General features: G+C 46.6%; 16 protein-coding genes. 9 read left to right on the forward strand and 7 right to left on the reverse strand.

The window, feature by feature from the left end:
• Positions 1–190: 190 nt before the first annotated feature.
• Positions 191–559: a hypothetical protein gene (locus tag ACSX1A_RS02295; RefSeq protein ID WP_439881993.1), complete on the reverse strand. Its 369-nt coding sequence runs from the start codon at positions 557–559 to the stop codon at positions 191–193.
• Between the two features lie 103 nt (positions 560–662).
• Here ACSX1A_RS02295 and ACSX1A_RS02300 point away from each other — a divergent pair, with 103 nt between their 5' ends.
• The 3 genes from ACSX1A_RS02300 (at position 663) to ACSX1A_RS02310 (ending at position 4,343) form a co-directional block, all read left to right on the forward strand.
• A complete protein-coding gene (locus ACSX1A_RS02300; protein WP_439881994.1) occupies positions 663–1,439 on the forward strand; it encodes a hypothetical protein in 777 nt (258 codons plus the stop codon).
• 106 nt (positions 1,440–1,545) lie between these two features.
• Entirely contained in the window at positions 1,546–3,456 is a 1,911-nt protein-coding gene (locus ACSX1A_RS02305) for a RecQ family ATP-dependent DNA helicase (RefSeq protein WP_439881995.1), read from the forward strand.
• 152 nt (positions 3,457–3,608) lie between these two features.
• Entirely contained in the window at positions 3,609–4,343 is a 735-nt protein-coding gene (locus tag ACSX1A_RS02310; protein ID WP_439881996.1) for a head GIN domain-containing protein, read from the forward strand.
• Positions 4,344–4,411: 68 nt separating this feature from the next.
• On the opposite strand, the gene ACSX1A_RS02315 is transcribed toward ACSX1A_RS02310, so the two are convergent.
• Positions 4,412–5,851, reverse strand: a complete 1,440-nt coding sequence (locus ACSX1A_RS02315) for an amidohydrolase family protein (RefSeq protein ID WP_439881997.1) — start codon at positions 5,849–5,851, stop codon at positions 4,412–4,414.
• A 58-nt stretch (positions 5,852–5,909) separates the two neighbouring features.
• A complete protein-coding gene (locus ACSX1A_RS02320; RefSeq protein ID WP_439881998.1) occupies positions 5,910–6,146 on the reverse strand; it encodes a VF530 family DNA-binding protein in 237 nt (78 codons plus the stop codon).
• A gap of 313 nt (positions 6,147–6,459) precedes the next feature.
• Between ACSX1A_RS02320 and ACSX1A_RS02325 the strand changes: the two genes are divergently transcribed.
• The 3 genes from ACSX1A_RS02325 (at position 6,460) to ACSX1A_RS02335 (ending at position 10,815) form a co-directional block, all read left to right on the forward strand.
• The gene (locus ACSX1A_RS02325) at positions 6,460–8,904 is read left to right on the forward strand and encodes a zinc-dependent metalloprotease (RefSeq protein WP_439881999.1); all 2,445 of its coding nucleotides are present in this window, start codon (positions 6,460–6,462) and stop codon (positions 8,902–8,904) included.
• A 496-nt stretch (positions 8,905–9,400) separates the two neighbouring features.
• Positions 9,401–10,147, forward strand: a complete 747-nt coding sequence (locus tag ACSX1A_RS02330; RefSeq protein WP_439882000.1) for a DUF6089 family protein — start codon at positions 9,401–9,403, stop codon at positions 10,145–10,147.
• A gap of 50 nt (positions 10,148–10,197) precedes the next feature.
• Positions 10,198–10,815, forward strand: a complete 618-nt coding sequence (locus tag ACSX1A_RS02335; RefSeq protein ID WP_439882001.1) for a YdcF family protein — start codon at positions 10,198–10,200, stop codon at positions 10,813–10,815.
• Between the two features lie 157 nt (positions 10,816–10,972).
• On the opposite strand, the gene ACSX1A_RS02340 is transcribed toward ACSX1A_RS02335, so the two are convergent.
• The 3 genes from ACSX1A_RS02340 to ACSX1A_RS02350 form a co-directional block, all read right to left on the reverse strand.
• Positions 10,973–11,689: a hypothetical protein gene (locus tag ACSX1A_RS02340; protein WP_439882002.1), complete on the reverse strand. Its 717-nt coding sequence runs from the start codon at positions 11,687–11,689 to the stop codon at positions 10,973–10,975.
• Positions 11,690–11,790: 101 nt separating this feature from the next.
• Positions 11,791–12,171 (reverse strand): SRPBCC domain-containing protein, encoded by a 381-nt coding sequence (locus ACSX1A_RS02345; protein WP_439882003.1) that lies wholly within the window; start codon positions 12,169–12,171, stop codon positions 11,791–11,793.
• Between the two features lie 42 nt (positions 12,172–12,213).
• Positions 12,214–13,359, reverse strand: coding sequence for a helix-turn-helix domain-containing protein (locus ACSX1A_RS02350; protein WP_439882004.1), 1,146 nt, complete (start codon positions 13,357–13,359; stop codon positions 12,214–12,216).
• Positions 13,360–13,636: 277 nt separating this feature from the next.
• Between ACSX1A_RS02350 and ACSX1A_RS02355 the strand changes: the two genes are divergently transcribed.
• Positions 13,637–14,581 (forward strand): NADP-dependent oxidoreductase, encoded by a 945-nt coding sequence (locus tag ACSX1A_RS02355; protein WP_439882005.1) that lies wholly within the window; start codon positions 13,637–13,639, stop codon positions 14,579–14,581.
• A gap of 73 nt (positions 14,582–14,654) precedes the next feature.
• Here ACSX1A_RS02355 and ACSX1A_RS02360 read toward each other — a convergent pair whose 3' ends face one another.
• On the reverse strand, positions 14,655–15,854 hold the full coding sequence (locus tag ACSX1A_RS02360) for a phosphoglycerate kinase (RefSeq protein ID WP_439882006.1): 1,200 nt from the start codon (positions 15,852–15,854) through the stop codon (positions 14,655–14,657).
• Between the two features lie 292 nt (positions 15,855–16,146).
• Here ACSX1A_RS02360 and ACSX1A_RS02365 point away from each other — a divergent pair, with 292 nt between their 5' ends.
• Positions 16,147–18,849 (forward strand): D-alanine--D-alanine ligase family protein, encoded by a 2,703-nt coding sequence (locus ACSX1A_RS02365; protein ID WP_439882007.1) that lies wholly within the window; start codon positions 16,147–16,149, stop codon positions 18,847–18,849.
• 82 nt (positions 18,850–18,931) lie between these two features.
• Positions 18,932–19,708: a PASTA domain-containing protein gene (locus tag ACSX1A_RS02370; RefSeq protein WP_439882008.1), complete on the forward strand. Its 777-nt coding sequence runs from the start codon at positions 18,932–18,934 to the stop codon at positions 19,706–19,708.
• The last annotated feature ends 21 nt before the right edge of the window (positions 19,709–19,729 follow it).

Below are 19,729 nucleotides of genomic sequence, written 5' to 3' on the forward strand. Positions count from 1 at the left end.
AACAGCTGTTTTTATTGAAGCAGCCTTGAAGTAAACCTTGTAAGGTTAATTGACTTCTATTGTAGCTTTTTTGCTTTTTAGCTGGCTTTCAACTCGTTGCCTGGTCCTGCTATCCTTGCTAGCGAAGGTTGCATCTTCAGTCTTACCGATTCTTTCTGCTATACTTTCTAGTTGCTGCTGATCCGCAGTCTTACTTGCTGTATTGTTTCATTTCCAGCTTTGGAGCCCTCCTGGCCGGGAGGCCTCGTCTTGCCGCATCGCGCTGCTTTCCTTTCCTGCCCTCGTGCCTCGGGCTGCCTCGCTCTCGCTCGTCACCGGAAACTCTCGAGGCGCTCAACACCAGGACTGGAATCAGTTCGATAGCATCAGCCTTTGCTATGAAACAGGTATAACTCCATCTTTTAAAAATGGAGGTGATCAGCCCTGGTTTTAAGTGTTTCCTGTAGTAAACTATCTCACTATCAAGCTCGTATGTATTCTTTACCCTTTGCTCAATTTTTGGCTGCTGGCGATAGCTTGTAAAAGATTTTAAAAATCGTGAAAATGGTTTGTAACTCATTGATTATCAATGATATAAAATGAATATTTTTTATCATTTTTTGCACTATTTGCCAGGTAGCTGTGTTTGATATATGTACACTAAATATGAAAGCTAATTTATTATGAATCAACCAAATAAAGATACGAAGGTGCAAAAGAAAGCTAAGGTAGAAAGCTACGACATAGCCAAATCTGACGAAACACTTCATTTGGCTGTTGACCTAGCAAAATTTATAAAAGAGAACAGGTTGTACCAGAACATACAGGGTAAAGAATATGTGAATGTGGAGGGCTGGCAATATGCCGGTTCGCGTTTGGGTATTCTGCCTGTAGTAGAGCATGTTGTCAATATCAGTACAGATGATGAGATAAAGTACCAGGCAAAAGTAAACCTGCTTGACCTGCGTAGTCAGCAGGTAGTGGGTGCTGGTTTTGCGATCTGTTCTAACCGGGAGCAGGGTAAGAAATATTACCAGGAATTTGCGATTGCCTCTATGGCTCAGACAAGGGCTATCGGTAAGGCCTATCGTAATATTCTAGCATGGGTTATTCGTGCTGCCGGATATGAGCCTACACCTTCCGAGGAAATGGACTATGGCGGTAACGAGCAGGCAGCCAAGCCCGCTGTGCCTACTGAAAAGAAAGCAACCATGAAGTCGGCTGCTGCTGTGGAGGCAAAAGCAGACACTGAGGAAGAGAGCACAAGCGTTCGCTATGCATCTGCAAAACAGAAAGAGGAGATCATCAGCCTGCTGAATAACCCGACCATTACGCGGCAGGAGAAGACGAAGATGCTGCTCAACATCAACCGGTTTGATGAAGAGCGAGCTGCACAGGCTATCGAGAAGCTTAAAAAAGTGATCGAAGATCGCGAAGGCGGTCAGTCGGCTGCAGCCTAATTTCTATTTGATTACCAGGAGCATTGGCCCCGCCTTGAAAGAGGCGGGGCTTTTTTATGCCTGATTTCTGCTGCGTATCTTCTATCTTCGCACAAAAGCACACCAATTGCAGGACATCCACCACATACTAAAAACTACCTGGGGCTATGACCAGTTCAGGCCCCTGCAGGAGGATATTATCCGTTCGGTGCTCGCTGGGCAGGATACACTGGCCCTGTTACCGACCGGAGGAGGTAAATCAGTTTGCTTCCAGATACCCGCACTTGCCCTGGATGGTTTATGCCTGGTGGTAACACCGCTCATTGCCCTGATGAAAGACCAGGTAGAGCAACTGAAGAAACGTGGGATAAATGCCGTCGCGATCTATTCGGGCATGAGCCGCCGGGAGATTGATGTAACACTGGATAACTGCGTGTACGGGAACGTAAAATTTCTGTATCTGTCGCCGGAGCGCTTGCTTACCGACCTGTTTAAGGAACGTGTGAAGAACATGCAGGTAGGCTTGCTGGCAGTGGACGAGGCGCACTGTATCTCGCAGTGGGGCTATGATTTCAGGCCGCCCTACTTGCAGCTGGCAGAGCTACGGGAAAGTTTGCCTGATACCCCCGTTATTGCCCTCACCGCCACTGCCACGGAACAGGTTAAGCTGGACATTCAGGACAAGCTGAAGTTTCAAAAACCTAATGTATTTCAGAAAAGCTTTGCCCGCTCTAATCTGTCATACTCCTGCCTCTATACCGAATCAAAAACCGATCGCCTTCTGGAGATACTGCAGCGCATGCAGGGGCAGAGCATTGTGTATGTGCGTAGCCGCAGGCAAACCGTGGAGATGGCGAAATTACTGCAAAGCCGCCGCATATCGGCAGCGGCCTACCATGCAGGACTTAAGTTTGAGGAGCGCAGTCAGGTGCAGCAGGCCTGGATAGAGGACAAGGTGCGGGTAATAGTGGCTACCAATGCCTTTGGTATGGGCATCGATAAGCCGGATGTCCGGTTGGTGGTGCACCTCGATCTGCCGGAAAGCCTGGAGGCATATTACCAGGAGGCAGGGCGTGCCGGCCGCGACGAGAAGTATGCGTATGCCACTATCCTTTATGGGCCAAACGATACTACCGACCTGCTGAAAAAAGTAGAAGAGGCACACCCGCCAGTGGATTTTATCCGGAGGGTGTACCAGTGCCTGGCTAATTACTATCAACTGGCAGTAGGCAGCGGGTTTATGAGCAGCTTCGATTTTGACCTGGCAGGTTTTGCAAAGAATTATAAACTGCCTGCGCTTCAGGTGCATCATGCGGTAAAGCGGCTGGAGTCAGAGGGATACATTCAGTTAAATGAGGGATATTACGCTCCTTCCCGGTTAAACATCCTCCTTGAAAACACAGCGCTTTATGACTTCCAGTTAAAGAATCCGGATCATGACCAACTGATACAAATGGTTCTGCGGATATATGGGGGGGAGGCTTTCGTAACATTTGTGAAGCTTTCGGAAAAGAAGATGGCCCAGCAGTTGAGAATGACGGAACAGGAACTGCGCCGGAAACTAGAGTACCTGCACAAGTTGCAGGTGATCGCCTACGAGCCGCAAAAGGATTCTCCTCAGCTGACTTTTATAAAGCCCAGGGAAGGCGCTACCACTTTACCGCTAAATATTGCCAAACTCAATCAGTTGCGCGAACGGGCACAGGTACAGGCAAAGGAAATAGTGCATTACGTAGAGACAGCAAACAGGTGCCGTACCGAACTGCTGTTAGAGTATTTTGGTGAGGTAACAGATGTCCGTTGCCGGGTATGTGACTACTGCCTTGCGGAACGCAAAAAAGAGCGGGAATCGGAGGAGGAAGGGCAGTTCCGTTCCAGGCTTTTGACGCTACTGGAAGTAAAACCATACTTGCCTAAAGAACTGGTGCAGGAGTTTGAGCCAAAGCACTCTGAAATTATAACCAGCCTGATCCGGGAGTTGGTGGACGTTGGGCAACTGAAGTATAAAGAGAGCGGAAAGCTGGAGCTCAACTCCTGACAAATCAGATCATCGGTTTTTTATTTTACCCCTCCGTTTGTTGGGTTAGCTCGCAATATCAAGCTATTTACGGGATACACCCGATAGGTTATGCAACTAAACCGGGCCAAGAGGCATCTTCTTCATATTATTGGGATATTTAATTTACAACTATGAAGAAAAATGTCAGGAACAGCGTGTTAGCAGGAACAAGGTTTTTATTGTTATTAGGAGGGCTTTTTGCCTTAGGAGCCTGCAATGATACAAATTGTATCAAAGGGGAAGGAGATATTGAGACACGTACGCTTACCCTTGATCCTTTCACTCGAGTTGAGGCTAACGGTGATTTCAATGTTTACATTCAGCAAGGGCCTGTGCAGACAGTACTGGTAAAAGGCGAACCAAATATTCTGGACATGTTGGAGACTGACATCAGTAACAGCACCTGGGGAATTGAATATAGCGGATGCGTACGTAGAAGCAAACAGGTGGATGTTTACATAACGCTGCCTGAGGTGCAGGCCATGTACCTGAACGGCTCAGGTCGTATAACCAGCCAGAATACCTTAACTACCACAGAACTGCCTGTAACATTGAACGGCTCAGGTAAGATAGAACTTGATGTAAGTGCCACTAAGGTAATCACCCAGGTTACAGGATCGGGTAAGGTCGTATTGCAGGGCGAAACGGATCTGCACAATGTTAATATCTCCGGATCAGGAAGGGCGGAAGCCTTTAACCTGCAAGCAGGAAATGTAACGGTGAACTTATCCGGGTCAGGTGTGGCTGAGGTCAGTGCTTCTGAAACCCTGGCTGCCGATATTACAGGAAGCGGTATGGTGTATTACCTCGGAGATCCCACTGTTACATCTCATGTGTCAGGGTCTGGCAAAGTAGTAAAGCGGTAGCGATGCTTCCAACGGCTGATGCTGCAAGGATTTATAGAGGCAGATAACTCACGAAAGCCACCATCGGGCTACTTCCGCTTTACCTGCTCCAGCAGTTGCTGCAGGTCTTGGTGCGTATACACCTTACCACCAAAAATAACTGTTTGTATACGTTGCGTATTGCTGATTGCCTCCAACGGATTTTTATCTAACAGCACCAGGTCAGCGGCTTTGCCTGCTTCCACTGTGCCGTAGTTTTGAGCTCGGTTCAGAAAACGTGCTCCGTTTATAGTAGCTGTTCTTAATGCCTGGGCAGGAGTGAGGCCGGCTTCTACCAGCATCTCCAGTTCTTTGTGCAACGATTGGCCCGGGTAAACATAGGAGTTATAAGCACCTGCATCGGAGCCGGCAAGTATGGTTACACCGGCTTTTTGCATGGGGGGTACCATGGTATGAAACTTTGCATTCAGGTCGCGCATAAACTGCACGGATGCTTCGGGTTGGCGCTTTGCACTGCTGATCCTGCGTTCATAGGTTTTAATTATTCCTTCACCAATATAAGGCAGGTAAGCATCCTGGCTATGGTCTTCATACTTCAGGTTGTTCAGCACACTGCTAATGTATAGCGTTGGAACGACAGCCGTATTCTTTTCGGCCATCAGGTTAAAAGTACGCGCTGCTACTTGTGGGTCATAGGTGTCATACAGCATGTGCAGGGCATCGTAAAACCCGATAGGCTTAGCCGTGGCCTGGCTAGCCACGATGGCTTGTGTAATGCTGTCTTCTTTGGCAGAGCCTGCCTTAAAAGCGTAGTATAAATGCTCGGTAGCATCAAGGCCCAGGTCAATGGCATCTCCTAACTTAATGGTAAAAGGCATATGCCCGGACACCTGCATGCCGCGCTTTTCAGCCTCTTTAACTATCGCCAGGAAAACATCCCCGGAGATAGTGCTATCATAGATCTTTACAAAGTCTACGTCCAGCTTTTGCAGCGAATCCAGGGCGGCGGGTACTTCAGCTACTGTGGGCACCTCAATTGATCCTTCCCAGGTTGGGTTGGGACCATCCAGCTTAGGACCAGCCGAAATAATATGGGGGCCTGCTATGTTACCGGCTTCTATCTGTTTTCGCCACGCACGGATGGAGGGGTAAAGATCGCCGCCAGCGTCGCGAACTGTTGTAATGCCATTGGCTATGTAAAGTGGCAACAGGTTTTTGTTCTCTTCTTCCAGAGCCGGCCCTCCCCGCAAATGAACGTGGTTATCCCACAGGCCCGGAATAACATACTTTCCTGCTGCATCTATTGTGGAGGCCGTTTTATACGTTGCTTTCGTGTCAGTCCCGATTATCTCCTGTATGGTGCCGTCTTTTATGATGATCGTTTTATTTGGCAGCACCTTACCCTCCTGCACATCTACTATGTTCGCGTTTGTAATAACAAGGTCTGCTTCGAGGGGCTTGGAAACAGTGCAGCTAAAAAGAGCGCCAAACAGGACAAGTAAAATGATATAAGTCGTGGCTTTTGACATACATATACTTTTTACGGGTATGGATAACAGTCGCTTGTATAAACGGACCGTTTTTTTACTAAAGCCCCTTCTTTTGCCTGCGCAAAACAAAGAGATACAAGCTTTCCACTTTCTCTCGTGCCCAAGGCGTTTTGCGCAAAAATGTTAAGCTGGATTTTATACTTGGATTGCTCTTAAAGCAATTGATATTGATCTTATGACTAAGCTCTTCCCACCCATAATAGTCTACTAGATGTTCCAGGATAGCTTGCAGTGTTTTGCCGTGAAGCGGGTTGTTTTTTTGTTCTTCTGCCATAGAGCGTAAATTTAAGCAATTACACCGAATACATGCGTAGCTAAGGCTGCGAGAAAATTTTCAATGAAAAAATTCATCTGCTCCAGGTATAGCATCCTATTCGTGAATGTAATTCCTCTTTGGCAGGACTCTATAATTAGAAGAGTTGGTGACCAAGAAAGAAATTGGCAAAGTTTACCAATATGCCTTAACTTTAAAAGTGGATACTTACTTTGCAGAGGTACAGTCAGTGTCGCTCACTTTTTCTAAACTATTCTCTAACATCAGTTAATTCATGCTAAAGTCGTACAAGGTCATAAGCTTAGGCTTGCTTATGGCACTCACACAGGCTTCCTGCTCCACCACCCAAACTGCCACTTCCCAGAAAGGGGATGTGGCCAAAAAAGAGGAGACGGAGAAGCCAAAAGCTTCAAAAAACGGTATCAAGCCTTATGGCGAGGTCATCACGAAGGATGCTATATCTGATGCCGGTATCTTTACCGTTCATAAGGTAGCTGACAAATATTACTATGAAATACCGGACACGCTGCTTCACCGCGATTTCCTTTGGATCAGCAGGTTTGCCAGTCTGCCAGCCGGACTAGGCGGAGGCTATGTGAATGCAGGTTCTTCGGTGAACGAGCAAATGGTTGAGTGGCAGAAAGTGGATAACAAGATCGTCCTGAAGACAAAGTCTTACAGTGCAGTTGCCGCCGACTCTTTGCCTATCAATCTTTCAGTGAAGGTCAACAACTACCAGCCAACGCTGTATGCCTTTGATATTGCCGCTTTCTCAAAAGATTCCAGTGCCTATGTAATTGATGTAACCAAGTTTTTCCTGAGTGACATCAAAGCGATCAGCGGCCTAGATGCAGACATGCGGAAAAACTATAAAGTGAGCAAGCTGGATGATAACCGCAGCTTTATAAACAGTGTAAAAAGCTTCCCGCTGAATATAGAAGTGAAGCAGGACTTTACGTACGACGCTGCCGAGCCACCATCAAATGCTGAGACAGGGTCTATTAGCATGATGATGAACCAGTCGATGGTGCTATTGCCTAAAGAGCCTATGCAGCCACGCATGTATGATGACCGTGTTGGTTATTTTAACATCAGCCAGATAGACTATGGCTCAGAAGCTTACAAAGCTGACGAGAAATCGTACATCCGCCGCTGGAGACTGGTACCAAAAGATATCGCCGCTTACAAACGCGGTGAGCTGGTAGAGCCGGTAAAACCGATCGTGTACTACCTGGACCCAGCAACCCCAGAAAAGCTGCGGCCATACATCAAAGCAGGTGTGGAGCAGTGGAACAAAGCCTTTGAAACTGCCGGCTTCAAAAATGCCATACTTGCCAAAGATCCTCCTACAAAAGAAGAAGATCCGGATTTTAGCCCCGAGGATGTGCGCTATTCTGTGATCCGCTATGTGGCCAGTACTACCCGGAACGCTATCGGGCCAAGTGTTTCTGACCCCCGTTCTGGTGAGATCATTGAGAGTGACATCATCTGGTACCATAACCACCTGCGTTCTTACCGCAACAGGTATCTGCTGGAAACTGGAGCGGCTAACCCTAGCGCCCGTTCTCTGAATACACCTATGGAAGACCTGGGTGAAATGATGCTGGAGGTTATTACCCACGAAGTAGGTCATGCACTGGGCTTGCCGCACAACATGAAGGCCAGCTTTGCTTATGATACCGACTCGCTTCGTTCAGGCACTTTCACACAGAAGTATGGTATTGCTGCTACCATCATGGATTATGCCCGTTACAACTACGTGGCACAGCCAGGAGATGAGGATGTTCGTTTCGTGCGCCAGTTAGGCCCGTACGATCATTATGCTATTAACTGGGGCTACCGCTACCTGCCTGAAGCCAAAAGCCCGGAGGCAGAGATTCCAACCCTGTCCAAGTGGATTGAAGCAACCAAGAATGATCCGGTTTACCAGTTTGGCAGCGGCAGTGGCGGCTACGACCCGGCCAGCCAGACTGAGGGTATTGGGGATGATCCGATAAAAGCCAGTACCTACGGCCTGAAAAACCTGAAGCTGGTAGCGCCGAAACTGATGCAGTGGACGGCAGTTGAAACAAATGATTACAATGACCTGGATGAACTATATGGTGAACTGCTGGGTGTATGGAGCCGTTACATTGGCCATGTAGTTACAAACGTAGGAGGTGTGTATGAAAATCGTCTGAAGCCGAATCAGAAAGGCTTTGTTTATACGCCTGTTCCAGCCAAAATGCAGGCAGCATCAGTAAACTGGGTTTTAGATAATGCCTTTGCTTCCCCGGAATGGCTGCATCAGACCGAAATTAGCCGGAATATTCACCATGCCAACCACGTTGAGGGCATCAGGAGCCTGCAGGTACGGCACCTGAACAGCCTGCTTTCTGCAGACAGAATGGCACGCCTGATGGAGAACGAAGTAAATAACGTAAACTACAATGCCCTTGACATGGTAAGCCAGCTGCAGCGAGGTATCTGGAGTGAGGTATATAATGGTAAGAACATTGATATCTACCGCCGTAACCTGCAAAAAGCTTACCTTGATCGTATGGATAGCCTGTTAAATGAAGCGCCTAAAAGCAGCCGTTTCGGAACTCCGGTGGAGTTAAGCCAGTCAGATATTCGCTCGATTGCCAGAGGCGAACTGGTGAAGCTGGAGAAGCAGTTGAAGGCAGCTAGATCTCAAAAGACAGATCAACTGACGAAGTACCATATAGAGGATGCATTGGTAAGAATTAAAAAGATACTTGAAGCCGAGAAAGCATAGTTGCTAACGCAACCGTTGTATAGCTTCCCACTCGGGGAGATGAATAAAAAAGCCCCTATAACAGGGGCTTTTTTATTGTCCTAATGCAGGTAAGGGTGTGGTACTATCAAAGAGGCCGGAGTCAGAGATTAATGTACGCACTCCAGCTGGTTCAAACTTATAAGCTTCTCTAATCCATTAAGCAGGGGCTGGTGCTTTGCAAGCTGTTGCAGGAAAAATACTTACAAGCTGGTAGCAGCATTTCAGGAAATAGTAAATGCTAAGAAAGCGCTTCATTCCGTCTTTTGTATCAACTGGTTTTAATAAGTTATCTAATTAATAATTGTTCTTTTCAATGAAGTTTAACATTGTGTTTAGAGATTGAATTTTATAAAGATATCTTGTGGCCGGGTTGCAAAAAATCCCTCCAACAAAATTTTATCATTGCTTTAACATACTTGTATCAGTGTGAGTTAAGTGCTGGCAGAAAAAGAATTTTCTACTTCGAATTATTTATATGAGAAAAAATCTACTCTCTAAGAAGCATCTGCTTCTGACCCTATTCAGTTTGTTTCTGATTCATTCAGCGTACTCACAATCTTCTAACCTGGAGGTGGGTGCGCACCTTAGCGCATTTGTTTACCAGGGCGACTTAACGCCGAATCCGATGGGTTCCATAGAAACGATCGGGCCCGGAATAGGTGTGTTCGGCAAAGTAAGGCTATACGGCCCATTGGCATTAAAACTAAATATTGAGCACGGCAGGCTAAGTGGAGATGATGCTAACTATGCGAATCCTGCCTGGCGCAGAGAGCGTAATTTTAGCTTTCATACGCCAATCACAGAGTTCTCGGGGCAGTTTGTTTTTGATCTTGTTAAGTTTGGAAAGTATACCCGTTATTTAAATATAACACCCTATGTAGCAGGTGGAGTTGGGGTATCATACCTGCGGATCAAGCGAGATTATTCACAATCGCAGTTAGACAGAACTGCTGGCCTTGAAGAAGATATAGCAAAGGCATTACCAAGCCACATTTCTGTTTTAATGGCTGGCGGCGGTGTACGCTACGGCTTGACGCGTTCCATTGCACTAAATGCGGAAATATCATATCGTTTTGCGTCTTCCTCTGACTATCTCGATGGCTTTAGTAAATCCGGCAACCCTAACATGAATGACCATTATTACACAACTTCTGTGGGTGTGGTGTATAGCTTCCCTTACATTACGTGGGGTAAAAAATCATTCTGCCCGGCTTATAAATAAGGGGGCGCCGGAAAGGCACCTCAATCAGGTGGCAGCCGTATAGTTGCTCTATGATAGAAGAATTGATCATTAGAACACTTTGCGACACATTGCCGTCTAAACCTGCTGATGCTGTTTTCCTTTTCGGGCAGACTGAAGACAACCAGCAGTCCGTTTTTGATGCAACTATATACTTGCTGCACAACAGGTTGGCTGACAAAGTGATGTTCATTCAATCAGAAGCCATGAGCGGCTATCCGGGCTTTGAAGTATGGCAACAGGCGCTCATGAAATCCGGAATTGCTGAGGAGGTTGAGCCTGTGCCGATAGCTCCGGATACAGAACAGCTTAACACGCGCATTGAGGCAGAGGCGATGGTGCATCATGCCAGAGAGAAAGGCTATGAACAGGTGATCGTGACGGCTGCGCCATTTCAGCAGCCGCGTGCTTTTATGGCTGCCGTTACCGCTGTGCAACACCTTTACCCGTCGTTAAAAGTGTATAGCTTTCCTGGTAAAGCGCTGCCCTGGACGGAAGAAGTAAAACACTCGCAGGGAAAAGTGAAAGGCAGTAGAGCAGGTTTGGTAACCGGTGAGATAGAGCGCATACACAAGTATAATGCAAAAGGTGATCTGGCTAAGATCGAACGTGTATTAACTTATCTGGATAAAAGGGATAGGATAGATTAAAAATATAAGTCCCGGCTTTGAACAAGCCGGGACTTATGTTTTCAGGAAAATGGCTGGTTTGCATTTCCCTTGAGAATAAATTAGAAGTATAAATTTCAGGTAAATCCTGAATTGATTTTCAGAGTAAGGCTGATGCGAAAGTTTTAATAGCGACAGACTATTTTATGGCCGGTTGAAGAGCATTTTTCTCCCAAAGAACCTTCCCATCACTCGTTTCAACCTTTATTCCGGCAAACTCTTCTTTAGTTCCGAACATTCCACTGTTTGCTTCCGCTTTTCCTATCAACATTCTGCCGCCCTTATAGGCAACCTGCATACCTTTTGTGCCATCTTCCAACACGAACAGGTGCAACGCTTCCCCCACATTGGGGTCATCCATTCCAAAAACAACACGATACTTATCATCTTTAGTTTTTGAAATACCCAAGCCGCCACGCTCAAATCCTTCATCATCGTTAAAAGAGAATCCCGCAGCTTTTACAATACGTTTGCCGGTATTAGGGTCGCCGACATTTTCCCCGAGTACCAGCTTATCATAGCCTTGCTCGTTCAGGAAAATGATGCCATTCTCTCCGTGCTCGTAAGTGCTGTAGTCTTTCATATACTTTTCACCACCAAATCGCTTCGCCCAAGCTTCCCGCACTTTATCCGGGTTTGTTCTCACCCGGTCTTTGGAGTCTGGTATTGTTGCGCCTATTAAAATTCTATCGCGGCCCATGCTGTCTTCAATCACGATGCCTTTGGCCCGGATCACATCATTCTTGCGTGAGGACATGCTGAGCATCATGAATGACATGAAAAGTGTGCTGCTGATAACAGCATAGTACTTCAGCCAGTTAAGCTGCCTTTTTACCTGAGATAATTCTTTTTCCATAGTTATAAAGTATAAGGTATTAGCCTATAGTGGCATGCATCATAAATGCAGAACTTATACTTAGGGTTGCCTGCCTATGGTAAAACTTTTAGGTGGGGATGCTAATCTTCGTAAAACTCAATGACAGAACCGAAATACGCTTCGTTCCAGCCTTCCACGATATCCTCATAATCCTCCTCAGGAATATTCGTGTGCTTCAACTCTGCGGAGGTGCCATACTTGTGCGGGTGGAGCTTTATCGTAACGATTGAGGGTTCTTCCTGCTCCCCGAAATACCACTCCTGTTCAATCTTTTTGTTCTCCTCAAAGGCCAGGTTTTTGCCGGCTATACTTCCTTCAAACAATTCAAACTCAGACCCGGCCTCCGTTGACATCACAGCCTTCTCACCGGACCATAAATGAATGGTAAGTGGGTTGGTGAGGGCTGCGTATACCTCTTCCGGTGAGGCGGGGATTATGTAGTACTTCTTGTAGTCTTTCATGAGATAAAAATTTATACAAAGTAAAGGCCATTAATTGGGAAGTCAGGCTTTTTTAGGCGCTGCTTTTGTAACTGAGGCTAAATATTCTTTAGGTGTCATATTTTCAGATGCCTTAAATACTCTCTGAAAAGTAGGGAGGGAATTAAAACCCGAATCGTAGGCAATTCCCGCTATGGTGAGCGACTGGTATTTGGGGTGCGCCATTCTCTCTTTTACTTCTTGTATTCTATAGTAATTCACAAATTCCGGGAAGCCTTTTTGCATGTGCTGGTTCAGAACTGCCGAGATCGTTTTCTGATTTATACGAATATGATCAGCCAGTTTACTTACATTCAGGTCTGTTTCCAGGTATAACTTATCCTGCTCCATTGCTTTGATCAGAGCTTTCTCGCAATCCTGAAGTGTATCGGAATCTATACTTTCGAAAAAGGCATTAGATCTGTTCTGGGTATCTACGTGTACTACTTTTATGCGGTAAAAACCTGTAATACCGAGCCAGTAAATAAACAGTACCTGCAGTACTTCTATCGGGTAGTAATAGTTACTGCTGCTTGCTTTTACCACTATAGGGTAAACAGTGGTGATTGCCCAGGCAATGCCCAGAATAAGCATACAGATGAAGAGGGACCGCATCCAACGAAAAGCTACCTGCTCTTCGGGTGTCACTTTCTCAATGTTCTTCTGATAGAGCCATATCTCCCTGGATGACAGCGACAGGTAAAACCAGAAAGCCACTACACTCAGGTTTTCAGATACTGTTGTATGGTGGCTGTCCAGGTCGGCACTCCAAAGCCCTGTAAAGGTGCCCCTTGTATTCAAAATAGATATAACTAGTATGAAGATACGCGCGGTAAACTGCAGGCCCACGATAGCAAAATGCTTCGCTACAAGTTTGCCTGTAAGAGTTTGAGGGCGAGTAAAAGATCGGAGGTAGAGATACAGGCAAGGCCCCAGTCCAAAAATGAGGACGTTGGAGAACAGGTTGAAAAAATAATTATAACGCGTGATCTCCGAACTCCAGCTAAACGTTTCGAGGCCGTTGTATACCAAAATAAGCAGCAAAAGTGCCAGGAAGTAGTTTTTGCCGGTGGTGCGCTCTTCAGGTCTGGAGAAAAAAAGCACGAGGCTCAGTATTAAGCCCTGCAATGCCCCAAAGAGAATAATGATATCGTATAAATTTAAGTACATACTGTCAGATCACGCACCAGCGGTTGTAAAGGTAATCAGTCTGGTGTTTAAACTGACCCTCAGGCTGTATTCAGGAGTATAATTTAATAGAATTAAACTAAATGATACATGTTTTAATTCTAAATAGCCCCAGTTTTTATGCTTGCCAAGTTAATATTCATGTGTTGCCTGAAGAACGGCAGGCCATTTTAGGGCATAGTTGCCTGTAGCAGAACCTTTTGCCACAGCTTGAGTTTGTATTAACATATGCTATTGTAAACCTGATAAAATATAAGCCATGAAAGCAATCGTACTAACAGAACCAGGTGGAGTGGATAACCTGCAGATACAGGAGGTTGACCAGCCATCGCCTAAAAAAGGGGAGGTGCTGGTTAAAGTGCACGCGGTAAGTGTAAACCCTGTGGACGCAAAAACCAGGGAAGGAAAAGCGTTATTCGAGCAACTGAAAGAACACCCGCCAGTGATCATCGGCTGGGACATTTCTGGTGTAGTAGAGGCCATAGGAGAGGATGTAAAATATTTTAAGGAAGGCGATGAAGTGTTTGGCATGGTGAATTTCCCGGGAGATGGCAGGGCCTATGCAGAATATGTTGTGGCCCCGGAAGATCATATGGCCCACAAGCCGGAGCATATACCGCATCACGAAGCAGCCGCAGCCACACTTGCAGCCTTAACAGCCTGGCAGGTATTAGTGCATGAGGCTGGTATAAAAGCCGGACAAAAAGTATTGATACATGCAGCTGCCGGTGGAGTGGGACATTTTGCCGTTCAGATCGCTAAATATTTCAAAGCCACTGTTATTGGTACTGCTTCTTCTGAAAATCATGAGTTCTTGAGAAATATGGGTGCCGATGAGCAGATCGATTACCACAAGTATAATCCGGCGGAAGTTGTAATGGATGCTGACATCGTGCTAGACTCCCTGGGCGAAGAAAACACGCGTAATTCTCTGAAAGCCCTGAAAGAGGGTGGTACGATCATTTCTATACTCGGAGGGGCTAAAGAGTCCGTTCAGGAAGAGGCTAAAAAGCGGAATATTGAAGCCCGGAATTACCTGGTGCACTCCAGTGGCGAAGATCAAAGCCAGATAGCTGATCTGATGCGTGATGGACATCTGAGAGCACATGTTTCGCATGTATTTGAGCTCAAAGACATGGGTAAAGCCCATACACAGGTTGAAACCCACAAAACAAACGGGAAAGTTGTTGTAAACGTTATTTAACGAGTCAAACTAAAAAAAAGCCCTGCCACTTAATGTAGTGGCAGGGCTTTTTTGATTCGTCTGGGTACAATTCTTAGTAATTGTCGCGCTCAATAGCGGCCACACCAGGTAAAGTCTTGCCTTCCATGTACTCCAGCAGCGCACCGCCGCCAGTAGATACGTACGAAACTCTGTCCGCATAGCCCAACTGATTAACAGCAGCAGCAGAGTCGCCGCCACCTATAAGAGAATAAGCGCCGCGACGGGTAGCTTCTACCACAGCCTCGGCTACAGCTTCGGTACCTACCGAGAAGTTTGACATTTCGAAAACCCCCATCGGGCCGTTCCAAAGTATGGTTTTAGAGTTTATGATCACTTCAGCATACTGTTCGCGTGCATCCGGGCCAATGTCCAGACCCATCCACATGGGTTTGATATGATGGCTGAGGCAGGTGTCAACATTTGCATCGTTGCTGAATTCATCTGCAACCACAGAATCTACGGGTATCATTAGTTTAACCCCTTTTTCGCGTGCCATGGCAATCAGGCGGGCAGCAAGGTCCAGTTTATCATTCTCCACAAGCGAAGAACCTATTTCGCCGCCATCGGCTTTTACAAAGGTATAAGACATGCCGCCGCCAATCAGCAAATTATCCACCTTATCGAGCAGCTGCTCAATGATCATGATCTTGTCTGATATCTTTGCACCGCCCATAATGGCTGTGAAAGGGCGCTCTGCATTATCCAGGATGCGGCTGGCGTTATCAAGTTCTGCCTGCATGACATAACCCATAACTTTGTCGTTCGGGAAATAACGGGCAATAACGGCAGTAGAGGCGTGTTCGCGGTGTGCAGTACCGAAGGCATCATTTACATACACGTCACCCAGTTTGGCAAGCTCCTTTGCAAACTCAGGATCGCCTTTCTCTTCAGCTTTATGAAAACGCAGGTTCTCCAGCAGCAGGATCTCGCGCGGCTTTAGCTCCGCTGCCATTTGCTGTGCTTCCGGGCCAATGGCATCCGGAGAGAAACGAACTACTGTATCAAACTCATCGGTCAGTTTGTCAATCAGGTGGCGCAACGAGTATTTTTCTTCCGGCCCGTTTTTAGGGCGGCCCAGGTGCGACATAAGAATAACGGCACCTCCGTCGTTCATGATCTTACGGATAGTGGGCACAGCCGCACGGATGCGGGTGTCGTCTGTAATGCGGTAGTCTTCATCGAGGGGCACGTTGAAGTCAACACGTACCAATGCCTTTTTTCCGGCAAAATTATACTGGTCTACGGTTCTCATGTGGTAATCTATAGTTTCGTTTTGCAATATTCGTTGTTCGTTTGCAGCCTGATTTTATGGATGCTTAACGGCTGTCAGACAAATATAGTGAAATGGCTATAATGTTTTTGGTTTACGATTTTATCTGATGTTGGGTTAGAGGGCAGCAGTTAAGTTTTGCCCTTCCAATACTACCTGTACGCATTCAAAGCAAAAACATCTTTGTTGGTTTAATCAAATGAAGACAAAAACAACATTTCGCGGCTCACATTAAACTCTTAACTTTACTAGCTGATTTATTACCTTTGCATTAATGAAAGTAGGAATAATCTTTGGTGGCCCGTCGCGCGAGCGCGAGATTTCGTTTGCGGGTGGCCGTACGGTATACGATAATTTAGATAAGTCACTGTTTGAGGCAGTTCCGGTATTCGTGGACAGCCTGGGCAATTTTATACTCCTGGACTGGCAGTATATTTACAAAGGCACAATACGCGACTTTTATCCACCGGTAGCAGCCCTGCCTGAAAGTGAGCACGGGCTTCAGATCTACATGGAGTCGTTGGGCGAATTAAGCATTGCCGAACAGGACAAGATCATAGCGAAAGCGGGAAAACGCCTGCAGCCAAACGAGTTTAAGGAGCATTTTGATTTTGCTTTCCTGGCGCTTCACGGTCCTTATGGCGAAGACGGCAGCATTCAGGGTTTGCTGGAATGGTACCACATACCATACTCCGGCTCCGGTATCCTGCCTTCTGCTATTGGTATTGATAAGGCGGCTCAGAAAGAGATGCTGAAGCAGCACGGCTTTCCGACCCCGGATTACAGGACAATACAATACGCCGACTGGTCTGACCGTGGGCAGCGGGAAGATATTTTCAAAAGCCTGGTTGCTGAACTTGGCTTACCGCTGGTGCTCAAGGCGCCACACCAGGGTTCTTCCATCGGGGTATCCATTATCAAAGAAAACGACTTTGCCGCTTTTGAGGCAGGCGTAGAGCGTAGCTTCTTCACCAAAACCATTTACAAGAGCCAATGGCTGGCGCTCGGCGAGGAGAAGCAGCTGATGAGCATGAAGCAGCTTGTGGATATTCGTGAAGGCATCGGCATGCCGGTCATGTTGCAGGATGGCACGATCATCTATCATCCGGAGGAACTGCTAAACCATATCAACCACACATTCAACAGCACAGCTACCGATAGCATCACGCTCACCAACATTGAGCATGAGCAGCAGATATTGATCGAGGCCTTTATCCAGGGCAAAGAGTTTTCGTGTATAGTGGTGCAGGATGAGAAGGGGCAGCCCATTGCTTTGCCACCGACAGAGATCGTGAAGGGCAGCGAAGTATTTGACTACCGCTCTAAATACCTGCCGGGCCTCAGCCGCAAAATTACGCCTATTAATCTGCCAACAGAGCAGATCCAAAGTATAAGAAAAGCTACCAGCAGGCTGTTTGCAGCGTTTGGGTTTAATGTATATGCACGCCTGGATGGCTTTATTACCGATTCTGGTGAGATATTCCTGAACGATCCGAACACAACATCAGGTATGTTGCCGTCGTCGTTCTTCTTCCATCAGGCAGCAGAAATAGGGCTTAACCCGTCACAGTTCCTGACTTACATTATCCGTACTTCGGTGGCAGAGCGACTGAAGACAGGTAAAGACACCGTGAAGCTGACACGACTGCTGGCAAAGCTGGATAAAGCCATTAAAGAAGAACAGGCGCATCGGCATGATAAAATTCGTGTAGGTGTTATCATGGGAGGTTACTCTTCTGAACGCCATATATCTGTAGAAAGCGGACGTAACATTTACGAAAAGCTTTCATCGTCTACGAAGTATGAGCCGATGCCTGTTTTCCTGACAGGGAGCAACGAAGAGCATCGCCTCTATGCGATACCGATCAATATCATGCTGAAAGATAACGCAGATGATATAAAGGAGAAGGTGCAGTACTTTGAGCAGGGTGGCAAACCACATCCGGTACTGGCCCAGATCGTGCAGGAGGCAGAAAGTATTACCCGCAAGTATACAGGCCGTACCCTGCAGGACCCGCAGCGCATTACTTACAACCAGCTTAAAAATCTGGTGGATGTCGTGTTTATTGCCCTGCATGGTCGTCCGGGGGAAGATGGCGCTATGCAGACGGAGTTGGAAAAACTACACATTCCGTATAATGGTTCTGGCATTCGCTCCTCAAAAGTTACCATCAACAAGTATGAGACCAACGAGATCCTGGCCCAGCACGGTGTGTCGGTAGCCAAGCATGCCATGGTGTTCAAGGAAGATTGGTTAAACGACAGCGAAGATTTCTTTAAAAAGATAGAGGCGGAATTTGACTATCCGTTCATTGCCAAGCCTGCTGATGATGGCTGTAGCTCTGCTGTAAAGAAGATAAAGAACCGCAAGGAACTGGCTGCTTTTACGGAATTGATCTTTAGGGAAATGGAAGAGCTGAACATGGAATGTGCCCAGACACTTTCGCTTGGTTTTAAAGAAGAATTCCCGAACAAGGCCGGGTTCCTGGTCGAAACCCTTATCTCGAGAAACGGTGCGAAGCATTTCCTTGAAATAACCGGAGGGCTGCTTACAAAATACAGACCTGACGGTACAGTGGATTATGAGGTATTTGAAGCATCTGAAGCACTAGCTGAAGGAGAAGTTTTATCGCTGGAAGAAAAATTCTTGGCTGGCGAAGGACAAAACATTACGCCTGCGCGTTATGCTAATGACCCTGTGCGCCGCCAGAAGATATCGGATAAAGTAAAAGAAGACCTGAAGCATGTTGCGCAGATCCTGAACATTGAAGGCTATGCACGCATCGATGCGTTTGTAAGGGTGTTGGAGAATGACGAGGTAGAAACGATCATCATTGAGGTAAATTCACTGCCCGGTATGACACCTGCCACATGTATCTTCCACCAGACGGCCATTAACGGGTATAAGCCATACGACTTTATTGACCGTATTTTGCAGTACGGTATGGAGCGGACGAAGAAAAGATCAGAAATTTAGTTATCTTAAAGAGTGAAGTATAAAAATGGAGGGAGGAAGCCTGCCGTCATTTTTTGATACTTTTATCTTATCAAAAACACCCATGTTTAAAGCAAATTCATTTGTAGATGTTCTAAAGCATCTGGCCGTAATGGCAGTTATTATAGCTGTTTTAGTTATCGGCTTCTTTTATGTTTACCTGCCTTCCACCACAAACCATGGCGAAACCATATCTGTGCCGCGGATAGAAGGGATGCAGCTGGCTGATGCAGAGGAACTACTGGAGGATCAGAACCTGCGTTATTTTATCAACGACTCAACGTATAAGCCAGACCAGAAGCCTTTTCAGATACTGACGCAAGACCCGGCGCCGGGTGCTAAAGTGAAGGAGAACCGTAAGATCTACATCTCCGTGAACATGAAGAACCCGCCAATGATCAAGATGCCAAACCTGATAGACGGATCTGTGAAAAATGCGGAGCTTATCTTAAAAAGCTATGACCTGAAACGGGGTAAAATTACCTACGTGCCAGACCTGCAGGAGAATGCCGTTCTGAAGCAGTATGTAGGCGGCAAAGAAATAAAGCCAGGAAATCTAATACCGAAGGGCTCCGTAGTAGACCTGCATGTAGGTAACGGATTAGGCAATACCGAATTTGAAGTGCCTGAAGTAGTGGGCATGCCAGTGGATGAAGCATCTGTATTGCTGGTTGGCCAGGGGCTCCAGATCGGAAACATTTTATATGTACAGGGTAGCAGCGAGCCAGCTGGCACCGTGTTAAAACAACGCCCTTTTGCCGAAGTAGGCGCTAAGATTCGTGTTGGAGAATTTGTTGACCTTTGGGTAGCTGGTGAAGAGCCAATCCAGGCGATTGATTAAAAGTATTTATTTTAGGAGGGC

Origin of the sequence: Pontibacter sp. MBLB2868 (genome assembly GCF_051904785.1) — a bacterium.
Lineage (GTDB): Bacteria > Bacteroidota > Bacteroidia > Cytophagales > Hymenobacteraceae > Pontibacter.

Coding starts and splice junctions, on each gene's coding strand:
- ACSX1A_RS02295 (WP_439881993.1), bottom strand. CDS start 559: ATGAGTTACAAACCATTTTCACGATTTTTAAAATCTTTTACAAGCTAT.
- ACSX1A_RS02300 (WP_439881994.1), top strand. CDS start 663: ATGAATCAACCAAATAAAGATACGAAGGTGCAAAAGAAAGCTAAGGTA.
- ACSX1A_RS02310 (WP_439881996.1), top strand. CDS start 3,609: ATGAAGAAAAATGTCAGGAACAGCGTGTTAGCAGGAACAAGGTTTTTA.
- ACSX1A_RS02315 (WP_439881997.1), bottom strand. CDS start 5,851: ATGTCAAAAGCCACGACTTATATCATTTTACTTGTCCTGTTTGGCGCT.
- ACSX1A_RS02320 (WP_439881998.1), bottom strand. CDS start 6,146: ATGGCAGAAGAACAAAAAAACAACCCGCTTCACGGCAAAACACTGCAA.
- ACSX1A_RS02325 (WP_439881999.1), top strand. CDS start 6,460: ATGGCACTCACACAGGCTTCCTGCTCCACCACCCAAACTGCCACTTCC.
- ACSX1A_RS02330 (WP_439882000.1), top strand. CDS start 9,401: ATGAGAAAAAATCTACTCTCTAAGAAGCATCTGCTTCTGACCCTATTC.
- ACSX1A_RS02335 (WP_439882001.1), top strand. CDS start 10,198: ATGATAGAAGAATTGATCATTAGAACACTTTGCGACACATTGCCGTCT.
- ACSX1A_RS02340 (WP_439882002.1), bottom strand. CDS start 11,689: ATGGAAAAAGAATTATCTCAGGTAAAAAGGCAGCTTAACTGGCTGAAG.
- ACSX1A_RS02345 (WP_439882003.1), bottom strand. CDS start 12,171: ATGAAAGACTACAAGAAGTACTACATAATCCCCGCCTCACCGGAAGAG.
- ACSX1A_RS02350 (WP_439882004.1), bottom strand. CDS start 13,359: ATGTACTTAAATTTATACGATATCATTATTCTCTTTGGGGCATTGCAG.
- ACSX1A_RS02355 (WP_439882005.1), top strand. CDS start 13,637: ATGAAAGCAATCGTACTAACAGAACCAGGTGGAGTGGATAACCTGCAG.
- ACSX1A_RS02360 (WP_439882006.1), bottom strand. CDS start 15,854: ATGAGAACCGTAGACCAGTATAATTTTGCCGGAAAAAAGGCATTGGTA.
- ACSX1A_RS02365 (WP_439882007.1), top strand. CDS start 16,147: ATGAAAGTAGGAATAATCTTTGGTGGCCCGTCGCGCGAGCGCGAGATT.
- ACSX1A_RS02370 (WP_439882008.1), top strand. CDS start 18,932: ATGTTTAAAGCAAATTCATTTGTAGATGTTCTAAAGCATCTGGCCGTA.